This window comes from uncultured Pseudomonas sp. (assembly GCF_913777995.1).
Lineage (GTDB): Bacteria > Pseudomonadota > Gammaproteobacteria > Pseudomonadales > Pseudomonadaceae > Aquipseudomonas.
This window is the reverse complement of record NZ_CAJYVE010000007.1, coordinates 30,052-44,836: the sequence shown is the minus strand read 5'-3', so window position 1 is coordinate 44,836 and position 14,785 is coordinate 30,052. Positions and strand designations below refer to the sequence as shown.

Genomic DNA, 14,785 nt, shown 5'->3' with positions numbered 1-14,785 from the left:
TGAAGTTGCCAGCACCGACATAGGTCAAGCGCTCCACGTTTTCGGCCAAGTAGGTGTTATTGGGATTGATCACCGACACCCTTACCTCATCGTCACCACCGCCCGCCTGCTCGACAATGACCGGGGTATAACCCACACCGATGTTGTATACATCGTTACCGGCACCGCCTTCCAGTCGAAAGCCGATGAAGGAACTGAAGGGACCGACAGTGATGATATCGTCGTAATTCGAACCGATAACGCCCTCAATGCTATACAGAATATCCCCTTCGGAATCACCGCCACGACCGGCCAAGCTCAGCCCTTGGCGTACATTCACGTTGACCGCTTCGGCGGACGCCGAGTAGTCGACGGTATCCGATCCGGCACCACCATCAATTCTGTCTGCCCCCAAACTCCCCTTGATCAAATCGTTACCAGCCAAGGCATTGATCTGATCGTCTTCCGCTGTTCCAGTGAGGACATCGGCACCAGCTGTCCCATTGATAACTGCCATTTGCTGCTTCCTTGTCTTGATGTTGGATGGACTAACAACACGGCAAGGTCGGAGGGCCATGTCGTAAACACCATTGCTGAATGGCTTTCGGCAGTTTTTAAGAAAAATTAAGAAGCAACTGGGTGCACAACCATTTTTTGTGAATCCGCCCCCCATTTACGGGGCACTGGATACTTCAGAGTATCTAGTCAAACTCTGACAATCTCTCCTAGGACAATCAAGTTGGCTGTAATGTATGAGCGGACCTCCTATTGGAATCCCTGGCATTACCAGCCTACGAACGGACTCATCCCCATGCCCCATCGCAAGCAGTTGCACCACGACGGCTACCTTCTCCTGCGCAACGCCATCCCCACCGACTGGCTGGAAGCCTTGCGCGCAACCTTCGATGCCGGATATCAGCCCTCGGCGCAGTGGCCGGTGCCACGTGGCGCAGATTGGCGACACTCGATGCTGGACGACGACGTGAGGGTGCAGCAGGTCTGCCGCTTGCCACAGGTGTTGGCGGCGGTGGGGGAACTGATTGGCGAGCGGTTCTTTCTGGCCCAGGTGGAGGGGCGTGAACCGGTGGGCGGTGGCGGGCATCAGCCTCTGCATCGTGACCTGTCGACGCAGAGGCCCGGCGATAGCGTCAGCATCCTCGCTTACCTGGACGACTACGGGCCGGCCAATGGCGCCACGCGCCTCGTACCGGCCAGCCATCGTCGTGCGGACTGCGATCTGGACGACGAGTCCGCGGCCATGCAGCTGAGCGGCCGCGCCGGGGACATGCTGGTGTTCGACGTCGACCTGGTCCACGCCGGCAGCCTGAACATCAGCGCTGCACGGCGTCGCACGCTGCTGATCGGCTATGCCGCGCTGCCGCTGTACGAGCAGTATCAGCAGACGGCGCGGCTGCGCAATGTGGGCATGGACACCCGCGAGTATTTCGACCCGCGCGACTATCGGTTCTGAACCCCAACGTCAGCCGCGACGCTGCAGCACGTCGAGCTGCTGCTGGGCGGCAGCGGCCTGCCAGTAGGCATTGAGGATGGCCGCCATTTCTTCGTAACCGATCTTGCGACCGCCGGTCATCAGCCCGGCGGAGTTGATACGAATGTGCGGCTGGGGCTTTTTCAGGGCCATGGCCTGGTTGCCAAACAGCTGGAAGCGGGCGCGGTGCACCGGCAGGTTGGCGCCAGGGCGCAAGGTGAGTTTCTGCAGGGTGATCAGGCCTTCGTCCTTGACCAGAATGTCTTCCACGTCCACCAGCTCAACCGGCGCGCTGAGGGTATCGACGATCACCTGCCGACGGGTCAGCTTCATGAATGGCTTCTGCCCCGAATCGCGGTGCTGCCAGGTCACCAGCATGAACAACAGGGCCAGCACCAGCATGAACACGGCCAAGCCTGTGCTGCCATTTTTCAGCCCCATGACAAGAAAAACCACGGCGATCAGCACGAACAACGGGCCGAGGGTTTTCCAGCGGCGAGAGTTGGTGAACTCGGTCTGTTCCGGTACTGCCTCGATCAGTTTCTTGAGGTCAGCCACCTCGCGGTCGCGCTGGGCGCTCTGCGAGGCGTGGTAATCGGCGCTCAGGGAGTCAGACAAGCCGGCGAGCGGGTCGGTGGGCTGGGAAGTAGTCATGGCGCGAGTCCTTGGGTCAGGTATGGGCGCAAAGGTCCTTGCGCCCCGAGGTTCACTGGGCCTTGTTCAGGTAGTCGGTGAGAAACGCCTGGGCGTTGCCCTGCTCGGAAAGCGCGGCGTTATAGACGACATTGACCGGGTTGGCCTGGCCAGGCAGGTAGAGTTCACCCCAGTTGCCCTGGAGGATCAGCACCACGAACTTCTGGCCGTCGACGGTGGTGGAGTAGCGTGTATCACGGGAAGTCTTTTCCACGCTCATTTTCTGGATACGCATGTTCCAGTCGTGGTCGACGTCTTCGAGCTGCACCAGCGCCTGGTTCTCGCTGCGCTCGCCAATGCGCAGGGTCCAGACCTTGAGGCCCTGCTCGCCGGAATAGGCCTGTACCTTGTCGGCCACCGCCGGACGGTCTTCGGCCTGCGCCAGGCCGGTCATGAGGACGAGGGCGGCGGCCAGCCAGGTGGCCGATTTGAAAAGTCTGCGCATCGTTCAGGCTCTTTGGTTGTCAGAAGGGTAGCTCATTGAAATGTGCTGACTCCGGCCTGCCAAGCACCCCGGCCGCCGCGCACAACACAAAGGCCGACTCTCACAACTGGCGGGGTGTTCGCGTTACCATGCGCCGCCGTTCGACCAAGCCTCCATGGAAGTACCTGTAATGGAACGCTGGAACCCCTACCTGGACACGCAGTTCAGCTTCGACCAGCCCGCGACCCTGGCCAAGGCCGGTGTGCTGGACAGCGCCGCCGGGCAGCTGCACGGCAGCGCCATCGGCCACTATCGGGCGCGCAGCGTGCGCCCACACCTGCAGTATTTCGACTGCAACCTGCAGTTCACCGAGCCACTGCGCATCGACAAAGTGCTGCCCGGCAGCCTGTGCATCGTGCAGGTCCTGCACGGCCAGTGGCAGCACCGCGTAGACGGCCGGCTCAACCAATACACCACCGGCGCGCCCCACTTGCTGGGGCTGAGCGAGAGCATGGAAGCCGTGGACCAGTTGCCGGCCGGCAGCCATGCGCGCATGGCCGGGCTGCGCATCGCCGGTGAATACCTGCACGAACTGGCCGAGGAAGACCCCAGCCTGCAACCGTTGCTGGGCCTGCTTGACGACGGTATCCAGTTCTCCGCGCTGCAACACTGCCAGGTCTTGGGTGGCTTGCTTACCCGGCTCTATCACTCGCCCTTCCAGGGTGCTCTGGAACGCCTGAACCAGGAGAGCCTGAGCCTGGCGGTGCTGGTGGAGCTGGCCGCGCACTTCAAGGACCAGCCCCCGCGCCCCTCGCAGGCGGTGCGTGGTCAACGCGACCTGGCCTTCGAGGCGCGCCGGCAACTGGACCTGCAGTTGCTGGAGCCACCGGGCAGCCAGGCCCTGGCGCGCCAGCTGGGCGTCGGCGAGACCACCCTGCGCCGTGCCTTCGGCCAGGTGTTCGGCCAGTCGATGCTCGACTACGTGCGCCAACAGCGCATGGAGTTGGCGCGCACCATGCTGCGCCAGCGCAAATGGCAGGTCGCACAGATCGCCTATCGTCTTGGCTACGCCAACCCAGCCAACTTCAACCATGCGTACAAGGCGCATTTCGGCCATCCGCCAGGTGCCGAACGCTGAGACAGGGCTTGGCGCGGCGCGTCGGGGGCGGCTAAGGTGGGCGGCCACTTGGCTTTTCAAGGACGCCACGCATGACCGCCCCCTGCACTTCACTGGAAGAAGTTCGCCAACGCATCGACCATATCGACCATGAACTGGTCAGCCTGCTGGCCCGTCGTGGCCAACTGGTGACCCAGGCTGCCGCCTTCAAGAAAACCACCCAGGACGTTCGTGCTCCGGAGCGGGTCGAACAGGTGATCGCCCGGGTGCGTGCGCTGGCCGAACAGACCGGCGCCGCGCCCGATGTGGTGGAAGACGTATACCGAGCGATGATCGCTGCGTTCATCGCCGAAGAACTCAAGACCCATGCCGCCTTGACCCCACGCTGAAGGCGACAGGCAGATCCCGTAGGAGCGGCTTCAGCCGCGAAGCGACCGCCTGTTCACAGCAGATGCATTGACTTCGCCGGCCCCATCGCGAGCAAGCTCGCCAACAAAAGCTTGAGCGCGCCTAACCTGCCTGTATGCAGATAAAGCCGCCTACCCGTCTAGATAGCGCTTCTGTGCGCTACCCAGGCGCCCCAGAACAGGCTCTGGAAGAATCGCTGGCCCGGTTCGAAGCCTCCCTGCTCCAGCAATTGCTTCACCGCTTCCTCGGAAGCCGGCGGGTCGGCGCCCTGGAGGATCTTGCCCAACTTGGCCTGCACCTCTTGCGCCGTCGCGCCCTGCTGACGCCAGCGTTCGGCCCAGACGTCGAGCAGGAACGGCTGCTCGGCATAGCGGTAGTGATTGCCGGCCAGCACCAATGGCGCCCCGCTGGGCAGGCGCCGGGCGATGGACGCCAACAATCGCTGCTTGGCTTCGTCTCCCGGCACATGGTGCAGCACGCCGATCAGCGTTGCCGCGTCGAAGCTCGCCTCGTCCGGCAGGTCGTCCACGCTGCCTTCCACCAGCTCGGTGCGCTCCAGCAGCCCTTGGGCCTGCAAATTCCCTGCAGCGGCTTGCAGCATCGCCGGTGCCGGGTCCACGCCGACGAAACGCCAGCTCGGACGCAGGGTCGACAGGCTGATGATCTCCTGGCCGGTGCCCCCCACGCCCACCACCAGAATGCGCGCCGCCGCCCGCTCCCCCAGGCTGGCGGCCAGCACACAGGCTGTCAGTTCATGGCAGGCGTCATAACCGGCGAGGGCAATGCGGCTCTGTACGGCGTACTCGGCGGCACGCCAAGTGTCGAATTTGGCAGCGGGGTCAACGGGCGAGGCAGTCATGGGCAAGCTCCTGTGTGAGCCCACACTCTAGCCCCAGGATTAGAATTCCTTAAATCGCCATTTTTCATTTAGGTCATTCCTGCGAGGAATGACAGCGACGATCAACGTGGGCACTATCCTCAAGGCAGCTGCTCGTAGCGCTGCTGGATGCGCGCCAGTTCGCCCGTCGCGCGCAATTGCTCCAGTGCATGGCGCCAGTCGTCCACCAGACTGTCGTCGCAGTCAAGGCTGAAGGCGATGTACAGCGAAGCACGGTACAGCTCGACCGGAATGCGCCGCAGAGTGCCCACTGGCATGTTCAGTTGACGGCTGTAGTACGCCACTCCGGCATCGGTATCGCCGACGATGATGTCAGTACGACCGGCCATGAGCATGCGGTACAACTGCAGGTTGTCCGTCGCGCTTTTGTCCAGGTTGCTCAGGCCCATGGCCTGCAGCGTGTCAGGGATCAGCCCGTCAGACCGGGTCGTAATCCGTTCGGCCCGGCGCAGCTGTGCCAGGCTGTCGATCTGCGGCATACCGCCGCGCTGGTAGGCGTGGATGGACTCTTCGACTACCGGCCCCACCCACTTGTACAGCGCCTCGCGTTCCGGGGTGCGGAACATCGAATACATGATCATCCTCGGCCGCGTGCGCAGCACATAGCTGGCACGCATGCTGGGCAGCATGGTGATTTCGAAACGGTCGCCGGTCAGCGCCATGATCGCCTGCACGATCTCGGTGCTCATCCCGGTAAGCCGGCCGTTTTCCCGATAGTTGTAAGGCGCCCACTCTTCGGTGACCACCTGATAGAGCTGGGCCTTCACTGCGCTGCTGAACAGCAGCCCCAGCAATACGGCGGCCCATAACCTAGATCTCATGTATACCGCCTGGAAAGATGGCCGTGCGGGAAATCCCATGCCCCGCACGGCAAGTCAAGCATACGCCGAAGGTTTAGCAGAATTTCGCGATACTCCGCCTCTACGGCCTCCAGCCGGACTCGACGCAGCCGATAACCCGTTTCAGTGACAGCCACTTGCTGACACGGTCTTACGACGACCCGTCGTACCCTGAGGGCCCGCCTCATGTCCCAACCCAGTTATCAGAATGCCGAAGGTTATATCGGCGAGTCCTTCTTCACGATCAATTTCGACGTGCCTCTGGATGCGGTAAACCCGCCGGCGCTGGCGGCGTTCGATATCCAGGTCAACGGTACGGGCGTAAGCGCCTCTAGCCTCACGGTGAACAGCAGCGCCAAGACCGTTACCCTGAATCTGCTGGGTTACACCCTGCTGCCGGGTGACGTCATCGATTTCGTGTATACGGACCCGACGGGCAATAACGATGTAAATGCCATCCAGGGTACCGACGGCGCAGATGCTGCCTCTTTCGTTCACTCCATCGTGGTCGCCATCAACCGTCCTGGCCCCTCGGCGCCCCCCACACCTTCACTGAGCGCAGCCAGCGACAGCGGTACGCTCGGCGATGGCATCACCAACGACAACACACCGACCGTCAGCGGCACGGCGGCGGCCTCGGCTACGATCAAGCTCTACGACACCGACGGCACCACGTTGCTGGGCAGCACCACCGCCGACGGCTCCGGCAACTGGACTATCACCAGCAGTGCCTTGAGCGACGGGGCGCACAGCCTGAGGGTCACGCAAACCGACGGTTCAAGCGCGACCTCGCCGCTCAGTACCGGCCTGACGCTACAAATCGACACCCAGGCAGCGGCACCGAGCAGCCTGGGCGTAAAACCCACCAGCGACAGCGGTGTGCTCGGCGATGGCATCAGCAACTCGGCTACGCCGGTCATTACCGGGCAAAGCGAAGCGGGCGCTTCGGTCAAGCTGTACACCGACAACGGTACGACACTGCTGGGCTCCGCCACGGCCGACAACAGCGGCACGTGGAGCATCACCAGCAGCACCCTGACACAAGGCTCGCACACCCTTACCGCCGTGCAGACCGACAAGGCCGGCAACGTCTCGCTAGCTTCCGCCGGGTTCACCTACGTACTCGATACCGTAGGGCCAATGGGCATGGCTTTGAGCACGACCCAGGTGTCACAAACCCAGGCCACTGCGGGCAGCACTGTCGCGACCCTCTCGTCGACCGATCTTTCGGCGGTCACCTACCAATTCGCCACTGGCAACGGTGTGATCGACGCCGACAACAGCAGGTTCGTGATTTCCGGCAACACCTTCAAGGTCGCGGGCGCAAGCCTGACCACGGGTACTTACCATGTCTACCTGTCGGCCACCGACGCAGCGGGTAACGCCGCTTACCAGATTTTCAGCCTGAATGTCGTCGACACACCCAGCGTCACGTCCATCGTACGCGCTGCCGGGTCGCCATCGGGCGTTGCGGCGAACGCTACGGGCATCAGCTATACCGTAACCTTCGACCAGTCGGTGACCGGTGTCGATGCCAGCGACTTCGCTCTCACCTCTACTGGCACGGCCAGCGGCACTATCAGTTCGGTCAGCGGCTCGGGCACGACCTACACCGTGAGCGTCAACGCCCTCAGCGGCGACGGTACCCTGCGCCTGGACCTGAACAACAGCGGTACTGGCATCGTCAATGGGTCCAGCCAGGCAATCTCCGGCGGCTACACGGCCGGCGCCACCTACACGCTCGACCATACACCACCGGCCGCTCCTGCAAGTCCGTCCATGAACCCCGCAAGCGACACGGGCAGCTCGTCCACAGACGGCATCACCCGCAATACCACGCCAACCTTCACCGGCAGCGCGGAGTCCGGCAGCACCGTCAGTCTCTACGATACCGATGGCACCACGCTGCTGGGCTCGACTACGGCGACCGCTGGTACCTGGACCATCACCAGCTCTACCCTGGCTTCCGGCAGCCACACCCTGACCGTGAAAGCCACCGATGCCGCCGGCAACGTGTCAGCCGCCAGCAGCGGCAAAACCGTGGTGATCGATACCAGTGCCAACGCACCGAGCGTGCCGGCCCTGGCAGCCGCCAGCGACAGTGGGTTGCCAGGTGACAACCGCACCAACGACAGCACGCCAACCCTGACCGGCACAGCCGAGGCGTTCGCTTTGGTGACGGTGTATGACACTGGCGGCATCATGATAGTGGGCAGTGCCACGGCCGATGCCAGCGGCGCCTGGAGCATCACCACCACGACCCTTCTCGACGGTGCGCACACCCTGACCGCCGAACAGACAGACGTGGCGGGTAATACCTCCTCGGCCAGTAGCCCACTGACCCTGACCATCGACACAAGCATTCCGACAGCGCCCGCCACACCGCAGCTCAACGCGGCCAGTGACAGCGGCGTGCAGGGCGATGGCATCACCAATGTGGCGCGCCCCGTGATTACCGGCAGCAGTCTCGCCAATGCCACCGTCACGCTCTATGACAGCAATGGCACCACGGTGCTGGGCAGCAGCACCGCCGACGGCAGCGGCCACTGGAGCATCACCAGCAGCACCCTGGCCGTGGGCACGCATAACCTGACCGTCAAACAGGCCAACGCCGCAGGTAGCCTTTCACAGGCCAGCCAGTCGCTGGATCTCACCATCGTCGCGGCGCCTGTGACTCCGGGCACACCCAGCACACCGGGTACGCAACAGACCATCGATGGCGTGCTGGTCACACAGCAGAGCGTGACCCTGCCCGGTGGCGGCACCGGCACGCAAGTCAGCATTCCGGTGGTCACCAGCGGCCGTGTCGACGCCAGCGGCAATACGGTGCTGGCGGATATTCCGCTGGCCAGCAGCGGCGGCAGCAACCTGCTGCTGGCTCAGTTGCCCGTCGGCTTCGGCCTGAGCGCCAGCGGTGGCGCCAGCCAGCCCGCCGGAAACTCACTGCAGCAGCTGATTCAGGCGATCATCGCCGCCACGCCCAACAACGCCGCCAACGACCAGGCCCACCTGACCAGCAACGGCACCACCTTCCTCAACAAACTGGCGGCCAGCTCGCCGCTGCTGGTGGAGACAATCGTACCGATTGCTGACAGCAGCACGGCACCTGCCGCCACGCTGACCCTGACCGGCACCAGCAGCCAGCACACCGCCCTGGTGATCGACGCCTCGCAGCTACCGGCGCAGAGCAAGCTGGCACTCGACAGCGTGGACTTCGCCGCCATCGTCGGCAGTGCCCAGGTCACCGGCACGACCAATGGGCAGATCCTCACCGGCGACGCCGCCAGCCAGCAATTCGCGGTCAAGGCCGACAGCGGCAGCAACGTCTTCGCCGGTGGCGGCAGCGACACCCTGGTGGTCAACACGGTGCCCGACAACAATGCGGCGCCCAGCAGCGCGACCACCTTGGTGCACGGCGGCAGCGGCAACGACCAGGCCGTGTTCAGTGGCGCCAGCTCCGACTACGACGTGCAGTTCCATGAAGGGCATGTGGTGGTGATCAACAAGGCGCAACCGGCGGACCAGGTGGTGGTGGTCAACGCGGAAAGCCTGGCATTCAGCGACACCACCCTGGCAATCCAGAGCACTGCCGCGCAGACCACCCTGGCCGGTTTCTACCAGCAGGTCCTGGGTCGCCAGGCCGACTACCAGGGGTTCGAGTACTGGGCCAACGAGGCCAAGAACGGCGCCAGTCTGGGGCAGATCGCAATCTCGATCATCAACTCGGCGGAGCACAAGGGGCAGCAGACGGCGGCGTTCAACGGCAACAACGCCGATGACATCGAGGTGCTGTACCAGACCCTGTTCGGTCGCCAGAGCGATGCCGGTGGCAAAGCCTACTGGGTTGAAGCCATGCAGCAAGGCATGACCCTGGAACAGGTGGCGCAGAGTTTCGCCACGGCCAGCGAGATGGACCTGCACCAGATCACCGCCCAGGGCTGGGACTTCATCGTCTGAGCCCCCCGCCTGCCAGCCAAGAGGCGCCCCCGTCTGGGAGCCTCGCGGCTGGACCTCGCATGCCGCACAGGCGGGTTTCACCGCAGCGCAGCGGCATACCTTTCGTACCTCGACGAACGGCTCAGCTATTTACCACTGCGACATGCAACCTTCATCACAGTGTGCAGGTCGGATCGGAATCAAGTGAAATCAAATAGCCACTATTTTTTCACTTGCAGGTAAAAAGGCTCCTGGCACTTTTACGCACAGTGCAGGAACACCTCGGGAAAACGGACCCTTCTCACCTAATAACTCCTAAAACAGATCTGCTCTTACCGTGAGAACGCCCATGAACCTCTTGGCCCCCGCCGTGCACCTGACGAACCGTCTGCGCTTTCCTGCCAAATTCGGCCTGCTGGCGATCATCGTCCTCATTCCGCTGCTGTTCCTGGGCTGGCGGACCATCAGCCAGCTCAATGACAACCTCGAATCCCTGCGTGGCGAACAGGTCGGCCAGCAGTACCTGCTGGATGTCACACCGATACTGCGCCTGTCGATGTTGCAGCGCGCCCTGACTTTCCGCGTACAAAGCGGCGACACCAGCGTGCAGGGCGACCTGGCCGCCAACCAGAGCAAACTGCTCGAAGCCTTCGCACGCCTGGAAAGCATCGACCGCCAGTTGGGCGGCCAGCTGGAAACCACCGACCGGGTTCAGCGCCTGCGCAGTCGTGCCCAGCAATTGATCGACCGTGCCGGCGATAGCAGCAACCCGCTGGCGCTGTTCGAAGACTGGAACGATCAGCTCTCGCAGGTGCTCAACTTCATCTATTTCATTTCCGCGACCTCGGGCATGGTGCTCGATGAAGACTACGCCTCGCTGTTTCTGATCGACCTGAGCACCCTGCGCCTGCCGCGCCAGATCAACATCGTCGGGCAGTTGCGTGGGCAGGCCGGCGCGCTGCGCGAAGGGCAGATGCCCAGCACCGCAGCACGCGGCACCATCCGCGCCCTGCTGAAACAGGAAACCCAACTGCGCGCAGAGCTGCGCCAGAGCCTGGACCTGCTGCGCCGTGAAGCGCCGCAAGCCGCCGACAAACTGCAGGCTTCGCTCAATCAATCGTTCACTGACCTGGAAAGCTTCCGCAGCGACATGGAACGCCTGATCGCCGCCTACGACGGTAGCTCCAGCAACGTGCAGAGCTTGGCGGATAAAGGCAACGCCGTGGTCGCCAACCTGTACAAGGCCCTGGATGCGGCACAGGCGACCCTGAGCGACATCCTCGCCCACCGCGTGACCGCCAAGTCCAATGAGCGCTCGCTGCTGATCATCGGTCTCGCTGTCATGGGCCTGCTGGTGGCCTACCTGTTCAGCGGTATCTACCGTTCGCTGCGCAGCGCCATCGACGAGGTACAGACCGTCACCCGCGAAGTCGCCCAGGGCAACCTGCGCGTGCGCGTCACCGTGCGCGGCAAGGATGAAATGGCCCACGTCGGCCATGCCCTCAATGACATGGTGCAGGCGTTCGGCACCTCGCTGACCGAAGTCGAGCAGAGTGCACGTTCCGTGGCCGACGCGGCCGGCCACCTGAGCCAGTCCATCGACCAGGCCAAGCACTCGATGAACTCGCAACAGGGCCAGACCGAACAGGTCGCCACGGCCATCAATGAAATGACCGCCAGCATCGCCGACGTGGCACAGAACACCGAGGGCGCTGCCAGCGCCGCGGCCCAGGCCACCCGTGCGTCGAGCACCGGCCTGAGCGTGATGCAGAGCACCCGGGAGACCATCGGTGCCCTGACCCGCGAAGTGGAACTCAGCGCCAACAAGGTCGCGGCGCTGGCCCAGCACAGCCAGGAGATCGGCGGCGTCATCGAGGTGATCCGCAACATCGCCGAGCAGACCAACCTGCTGGCTCTCAACGCTGCCATCGAGGCCGCGCGGGCCGGGGAGCAGGGTCGTGGCTTTGCCGTGGTCGCCGATGAAGTGCGCACCCTGGCCTCACGCACCCAGACCTCCACCGAGGAAATCCGCCGCATCATTCAGCAACTGCAGCAGGCCACCGCCGAAGCCGTCGAGCAGATGAACGTCGGCACCGGCAAGGCCCAGGAATGCATCGTTTCGGCCGAACAGGCCGCCAGCAGCCTGGACGAAATCAACGATAACGTCGAACGCATCGCCGGCATGAACACCCAGATCGCCAGCGCGGCGGTGCAGCAACATGCGGTGTCGGAGGACATCAACCGCAACGTCACCGATATCCGCAACGGCACCGCCACGCTGATGGGCGGCATCAACGCCAACGCCACCACCGCCGACGACCTGGCCGGCCTGGCCGCGCAGCTGCGCAGCGTGGTCGGGCGCTTCAGCGTCTAATGGCGCGGGTCAGGCCGGCAACGGCCTGACCACTGCCGCAATCGACGCCAGCGCGGCGCTGACCTGCGCGCTGCGCACCTCGGCGCCACGGGAGGCACCCTCGGCATGCACGAAGCGTACGTCGCTGATGCCGAGGAAGCCGAAGAACGCCTTCAAGTAGTCCTCCTGAAAATCCATGCGCTCCAGCGCCGTTCCGGCGTAGAAGCCGCCGCGTGCCGACGCCACGATGACCTGCTTGCCGGCGCACAGGCCAACCGGGCCTTGCTCGGTATAGCGGAAGGTACGCCCGCCCTGGGCGATGCGATCCAGCCAGGCCTTGAGCTGGCTGGGCACCGAGAAGTTGTACATCGGCGCGCCGATGACCAGGACATCGGCAGCCAGGAACTCCTCGACCAGTTCCGCCGAACGCTGATGTTCGCGCAGCGTGGCCGCATCGAAATTGCTGAAGCTCGAAGGGCGGAAACCGGCAGCGATCGGTCCGGTCAGGTGCGGGATGTCGTCCTGCACCAGGTCGCGATAGCTGCGCTGCGCAGCCGGGTACAGGCGCAGCAGTTCGGCCTGAATGGCGGCGCTCAGTTCACGGGTAATGGAGGCATCGCCCGACAGGCTGGAATCGATATGCAGAATGTTCATCTGAACCTCATCTATTGGGGGTGGTACTGCGTTGGTCCGCGCCCGCCTGCCTGGCGGCTTCATCGAGCAAGACGACCACATCCCTGGGGTGCGAAAGCATGGACAGATGGCTGGATTCGATGGACCGCACCTGGGCATTGATGTGCTGCGCGATGGCCTGCTGCACCTCGGGCCGCAAGGCGTGGTCCTGGCCGGTGCGCAGGTACCAGCTGGGCTTGTCGCGCCAGGCGGCGTGGCGCACCTTGCCGGTGAAGGCGACCACGGCAATCGGTTGCTGCAGCGCGGCCAGACTGTGGGCCAGCTCCTTGCTCAGGTCGTTGCCCATGACTTCATGGAAGGCGTCGGGATCATCCAGCCACACCAGGCCATGGGCATCCGGGGTGAGGCCGGTCATCGGCGCCTTGAGCCGGTGCAGCAGGTCATCGACCGACTCGCCGCTGTCCGGCGCCAGGGCCGAGAGGTACACCAGGCCCTTGACGTTGGGCGCATTACCGGCCTGAGTGATGACCGCCCCGCCCCAGGAATGCCCCACCAGCAGCACGTCGCCGTGCTGGCGCTCCAGCACGCGCTGGGTGGCGCGTACGTCGTCTTCCAGCGAGGTCAGCGGGTTCTGCACTGCAGTGACGTGATAGCCCAGGCGAGCCAGCTCGGGCACCACGCGCTGCCAGCTGGAGCCGTCGACGAAAGCGCCGTGCACCAGCACGATGTTGCGGATGGGCGGCGCATCGGCCTGGGCGGCCAGGGGCAGCAGGGCAAGGGTCATGGACATTCCAGTCAGGGCAGCCAGCAGGCAACGAACGCCACCGGGCTTCAACCGGGCCAGTACCGCGTGCACCACACTGCTGAATCTCGGCACTTTCATGAGGCTCTCCGTTGAGTTTCGGTGAGTCTATGCGTTGTACGAATACGCAACAGATGGCAGGCTTGCCACTTACCGCGCAAAGTTCGCCAGCACCTGCCGAGGTCCCCATGCGTATCGCCATCGTTGCCGTCGAAGGCTGCCTGCACTCCGCCGTGGTGGGCCTCGTCGACCTGTTCTGGATCACCAATCAGGCCCTGCGCAATGCCCCGGACGGCGGCTCTGCCGGCGTGGTTTTCGAGACCCTGGTGGTCAGCGCGGATGCCGCCGCCGTCATGGATGCCCAGGGGCGAACGGTGCAGGTCGATGGGCGCTTCGACGACGCCTTGGGCTGCGATGCAGTGCTGATCGCCGGCATGGCCCTGGACACCGACGGCAGCCCGCCCCGCTGCGCCTCAGTGAGCCAGGCGGCGGCCTGGTTGCGCCGCTATCACCAGCACGGTGGCCTGGTCGCCGGAGCCTGCGCCGGTGCTTTCGTACTCGGCGAAGCAGGCCTGCTCGATGGCCGACGCTGCACCACCACCTGGTGGCTGCACCCGATCTTCAAACGCCGCTTTCCCAAGGCCGATGCGGTATGGGGTTCGGCCCTGGAAGAACACGACCGGGTAATCAGCAGCGGCGGGCCGCTGTCGTGGATCGACCTGGCCCTGCACGTCATCCGGCGCCTGGCCGGCGACACCGTGGCCAGGCTGGCCGCCAGCATGGCCGTGACCGACAACCAGGCCTTACCGCAGACCGTCTACGCCCCCCGGGGCTTTATCAACGCCACCAGCCCACTGTTGCTGCAAGCCGAACAGACGGTGCGCCAGGCCGGCCCCGGGCTGACTGCGCAGGCGCTGGCGAGAGGCTTGAGGCTGAGCGAGCGAACCTTGCACCGGCGCCTGAAGGAACTGCTAAACGAAACCCCCAAGGCGTTCATTACCCGGGTGCGGATCGAGACCGCCTGCGCCTTGCTGCAAAGCCCGGGAGCACGGGTCAAGCAGGTGGCGATGCAGGCCGGCTACGCCGACGAGTCGTCGTTCCGGCGTGCTTTCGCCCAGGTCATGGGCTTGTCGCCAAGCGGCTATGTGGAATGGCTGGGCAAGCGGCGAAGCTGTGCCATGCTGTCAACAGATGAAATGTAATTTAGTTTTGCC

The 14,785-nt window shown here is 64.0% G+C and carries 12 protein-coding genes and 1 pseudogene; 6 read left to right on the top strand and 7 right to left on the bottom strand.

The genetic code is table 11. The annotated features are described in order from the left end of the window. Positions 1-496, bottom strand: a pseudogene (locus tag QZ497_RS01840) (calcium-binding protein); the annotation flags it as partial. Between the two features lie 294 nt (positions 497-790). Between QZ497_RS01840 and QZ497_RS01835 the strand changes: the two are divergent. After that, a complete protein-coding gene (locus QZ497_RS01835; RefSeq protein ID WP_295470560.1) occupies positions 791-1,450 on the top strand; it encodes a phytanoyl-CoA dioxygenase family protein in 660 nt (219 codons plus the stop codon). Between the two features lie 9 nt (positions 1,451-1,459). On the opposite strand, the gene QZ497_RS01830 is transcribed toward QZ497_RS01835, so the two are convergent. Next, positions 1,460-2,122, bottom strand: a complete 663-nt coding sequence (locus QZ497_RS01830; protein WP_295470559.1) for a hypothetical protein — start codon at positions 2,120-2,122, stop codon at positions 1,460-1,462. Positions 2,123-2,174: 52 nt separating this feature from the next. Next, positions 2,175-2,606 carry a hypothetical protein gene (locus tag QZ497_RS01825; RefSeq protein WP_295470557.1) on the bottom strand — a complete coding sequence of 144 codons (432 nt, stop codon included), beginning with the start codon at positions 2,604-2,606 and terminating at the stop codon, positions 2,175-2,177. 169 nt (positions 2,607-2,775) lie between these two features. Here QZ497_RS01825 and QZ497_RS01820 point away from each other — a divergent pair, with 169 nt between their 5' ends. Continuing rightward, positions 2,776-3,723, top strand: a complete 948-nt coding sequence (locus QZ497_RS01820) for an AraC family transcriptional regulator (protein WP_295470555.1) — start codon at positions 2,776-2,778, stop codon at positions 3,721-3,723. A gap of 71 nt (positions 3,724-3,794) precedes the next feature. After that, a complete protein-coding gene (locus QZ497_RS01815; protein ID WP_295470554.1) occupies positions 3,795-4,091 on the top strand; it encodes a chorismate mutase in 297 nt (98 codons plus the stop codon). 158 nt (positions 4,092-4,249) lie between these two features. On the opposite strand, the gene QZ497_RS01810 is transcribed toward QZ497_RS01815, so the two are convergent. Further along, positions 4,250-4,969 (bottom strand): class I SAM-dependent methyltransferase, encoded by a 720-nt coding sequence (locus QZ497_RS01810; protein ID WP_295470553.1) that lies wholly within the window; start codon positions 4,967-4,969, stop codon positions 4,250-4,252. A 119-nt stretch (positions 4,970-5,088) separates the two neighbouring features. Then, positions 5,089-5,829, bottom strand: coding sequence for a transporter substrate-binding domain-containing protein (locus tag QZ497_RS01805; RefSeq protein ID WP_295470551.1), 741 nt, complete (start codon positions 5,827-5,829; stop codon positions 5,089-5,091). A 204-nt stretch (positions 5,830-6,033) separates the two neighbouring features. On the opposite strand from QZ497_RS01805, the gene QZ497_RS01800 reads away from it, so the two are divergent. Both QZ497_RS01800 and QZ497_RS01795 read left to right on the top strand, forming a co-directional pair. After that, a complete protein-coding gene (locus tag QZ497_RS01800; RefSeq protein WP_295470549.1) occupies positions 6,034-9,804 on the top strand; it encodes an Ig-like domain-containing protein in 3,771 nt (1,256 codons plus the stop codon). Between the two features lie 328 nt (positions 9,805-10,132). After that, positions 10,133-12,157: a methyl-accepting chemotaxis protein gene (locus QZ497_RS01795; RefSeq protein ID WP_295470548.1), complete on the top strand. Its 2,025-nt coding sequence runs from the start codon at positions 10,133-10,135 to the stop codon at positions 12,155-12,157. Positions 12,158-12,166: 9 nt separating this feature from the next. On the opposite strand, the gene QZ497_RS01790 is transcribed toward QZ497_RS01795, so the two are convergent. Beyond that, the gene (locus QZ497_RS01790) at positions 12,167-12,790 is read right to left on the bottom strand and encodes an FMN-dependent NADH-azoreductase (RefSeq protein ID WP_295470546.1); all 624 of its coding nucleotides are present in this window, start codon (positions 12,788-12,790) and stop codon (positions 12,167-12,169) included. 7 nt (positions 12,791-12,797) lie between these two features. Continuing rightward, complete coding sequence (locus tag QZ497_RS01785) at positions 12,798-13,652, bottom strand: alpha/beta hydrolase (protein WP_295470544.1); 855 nt, start codon at positions 13,650-13,652, stop codon at positions 12,798-12,800. Positions 13,653-13,759: 107 nt separating this feature from the next. Between QZ497_RS01785 and QZ497_RS01780 the strand changes: the two genes are divergently transcribed. Then, entirely contained in the window at positions 13,760-14,773 is a 1,014-nt protein-coding gene (locus QZ497_RS01780) for a helix-turn-helix domain-containing protein (protein WP_295470542.1), read from the top strand. Positions 14,774-14,785 lie beyond the last annotated feature (12 nt).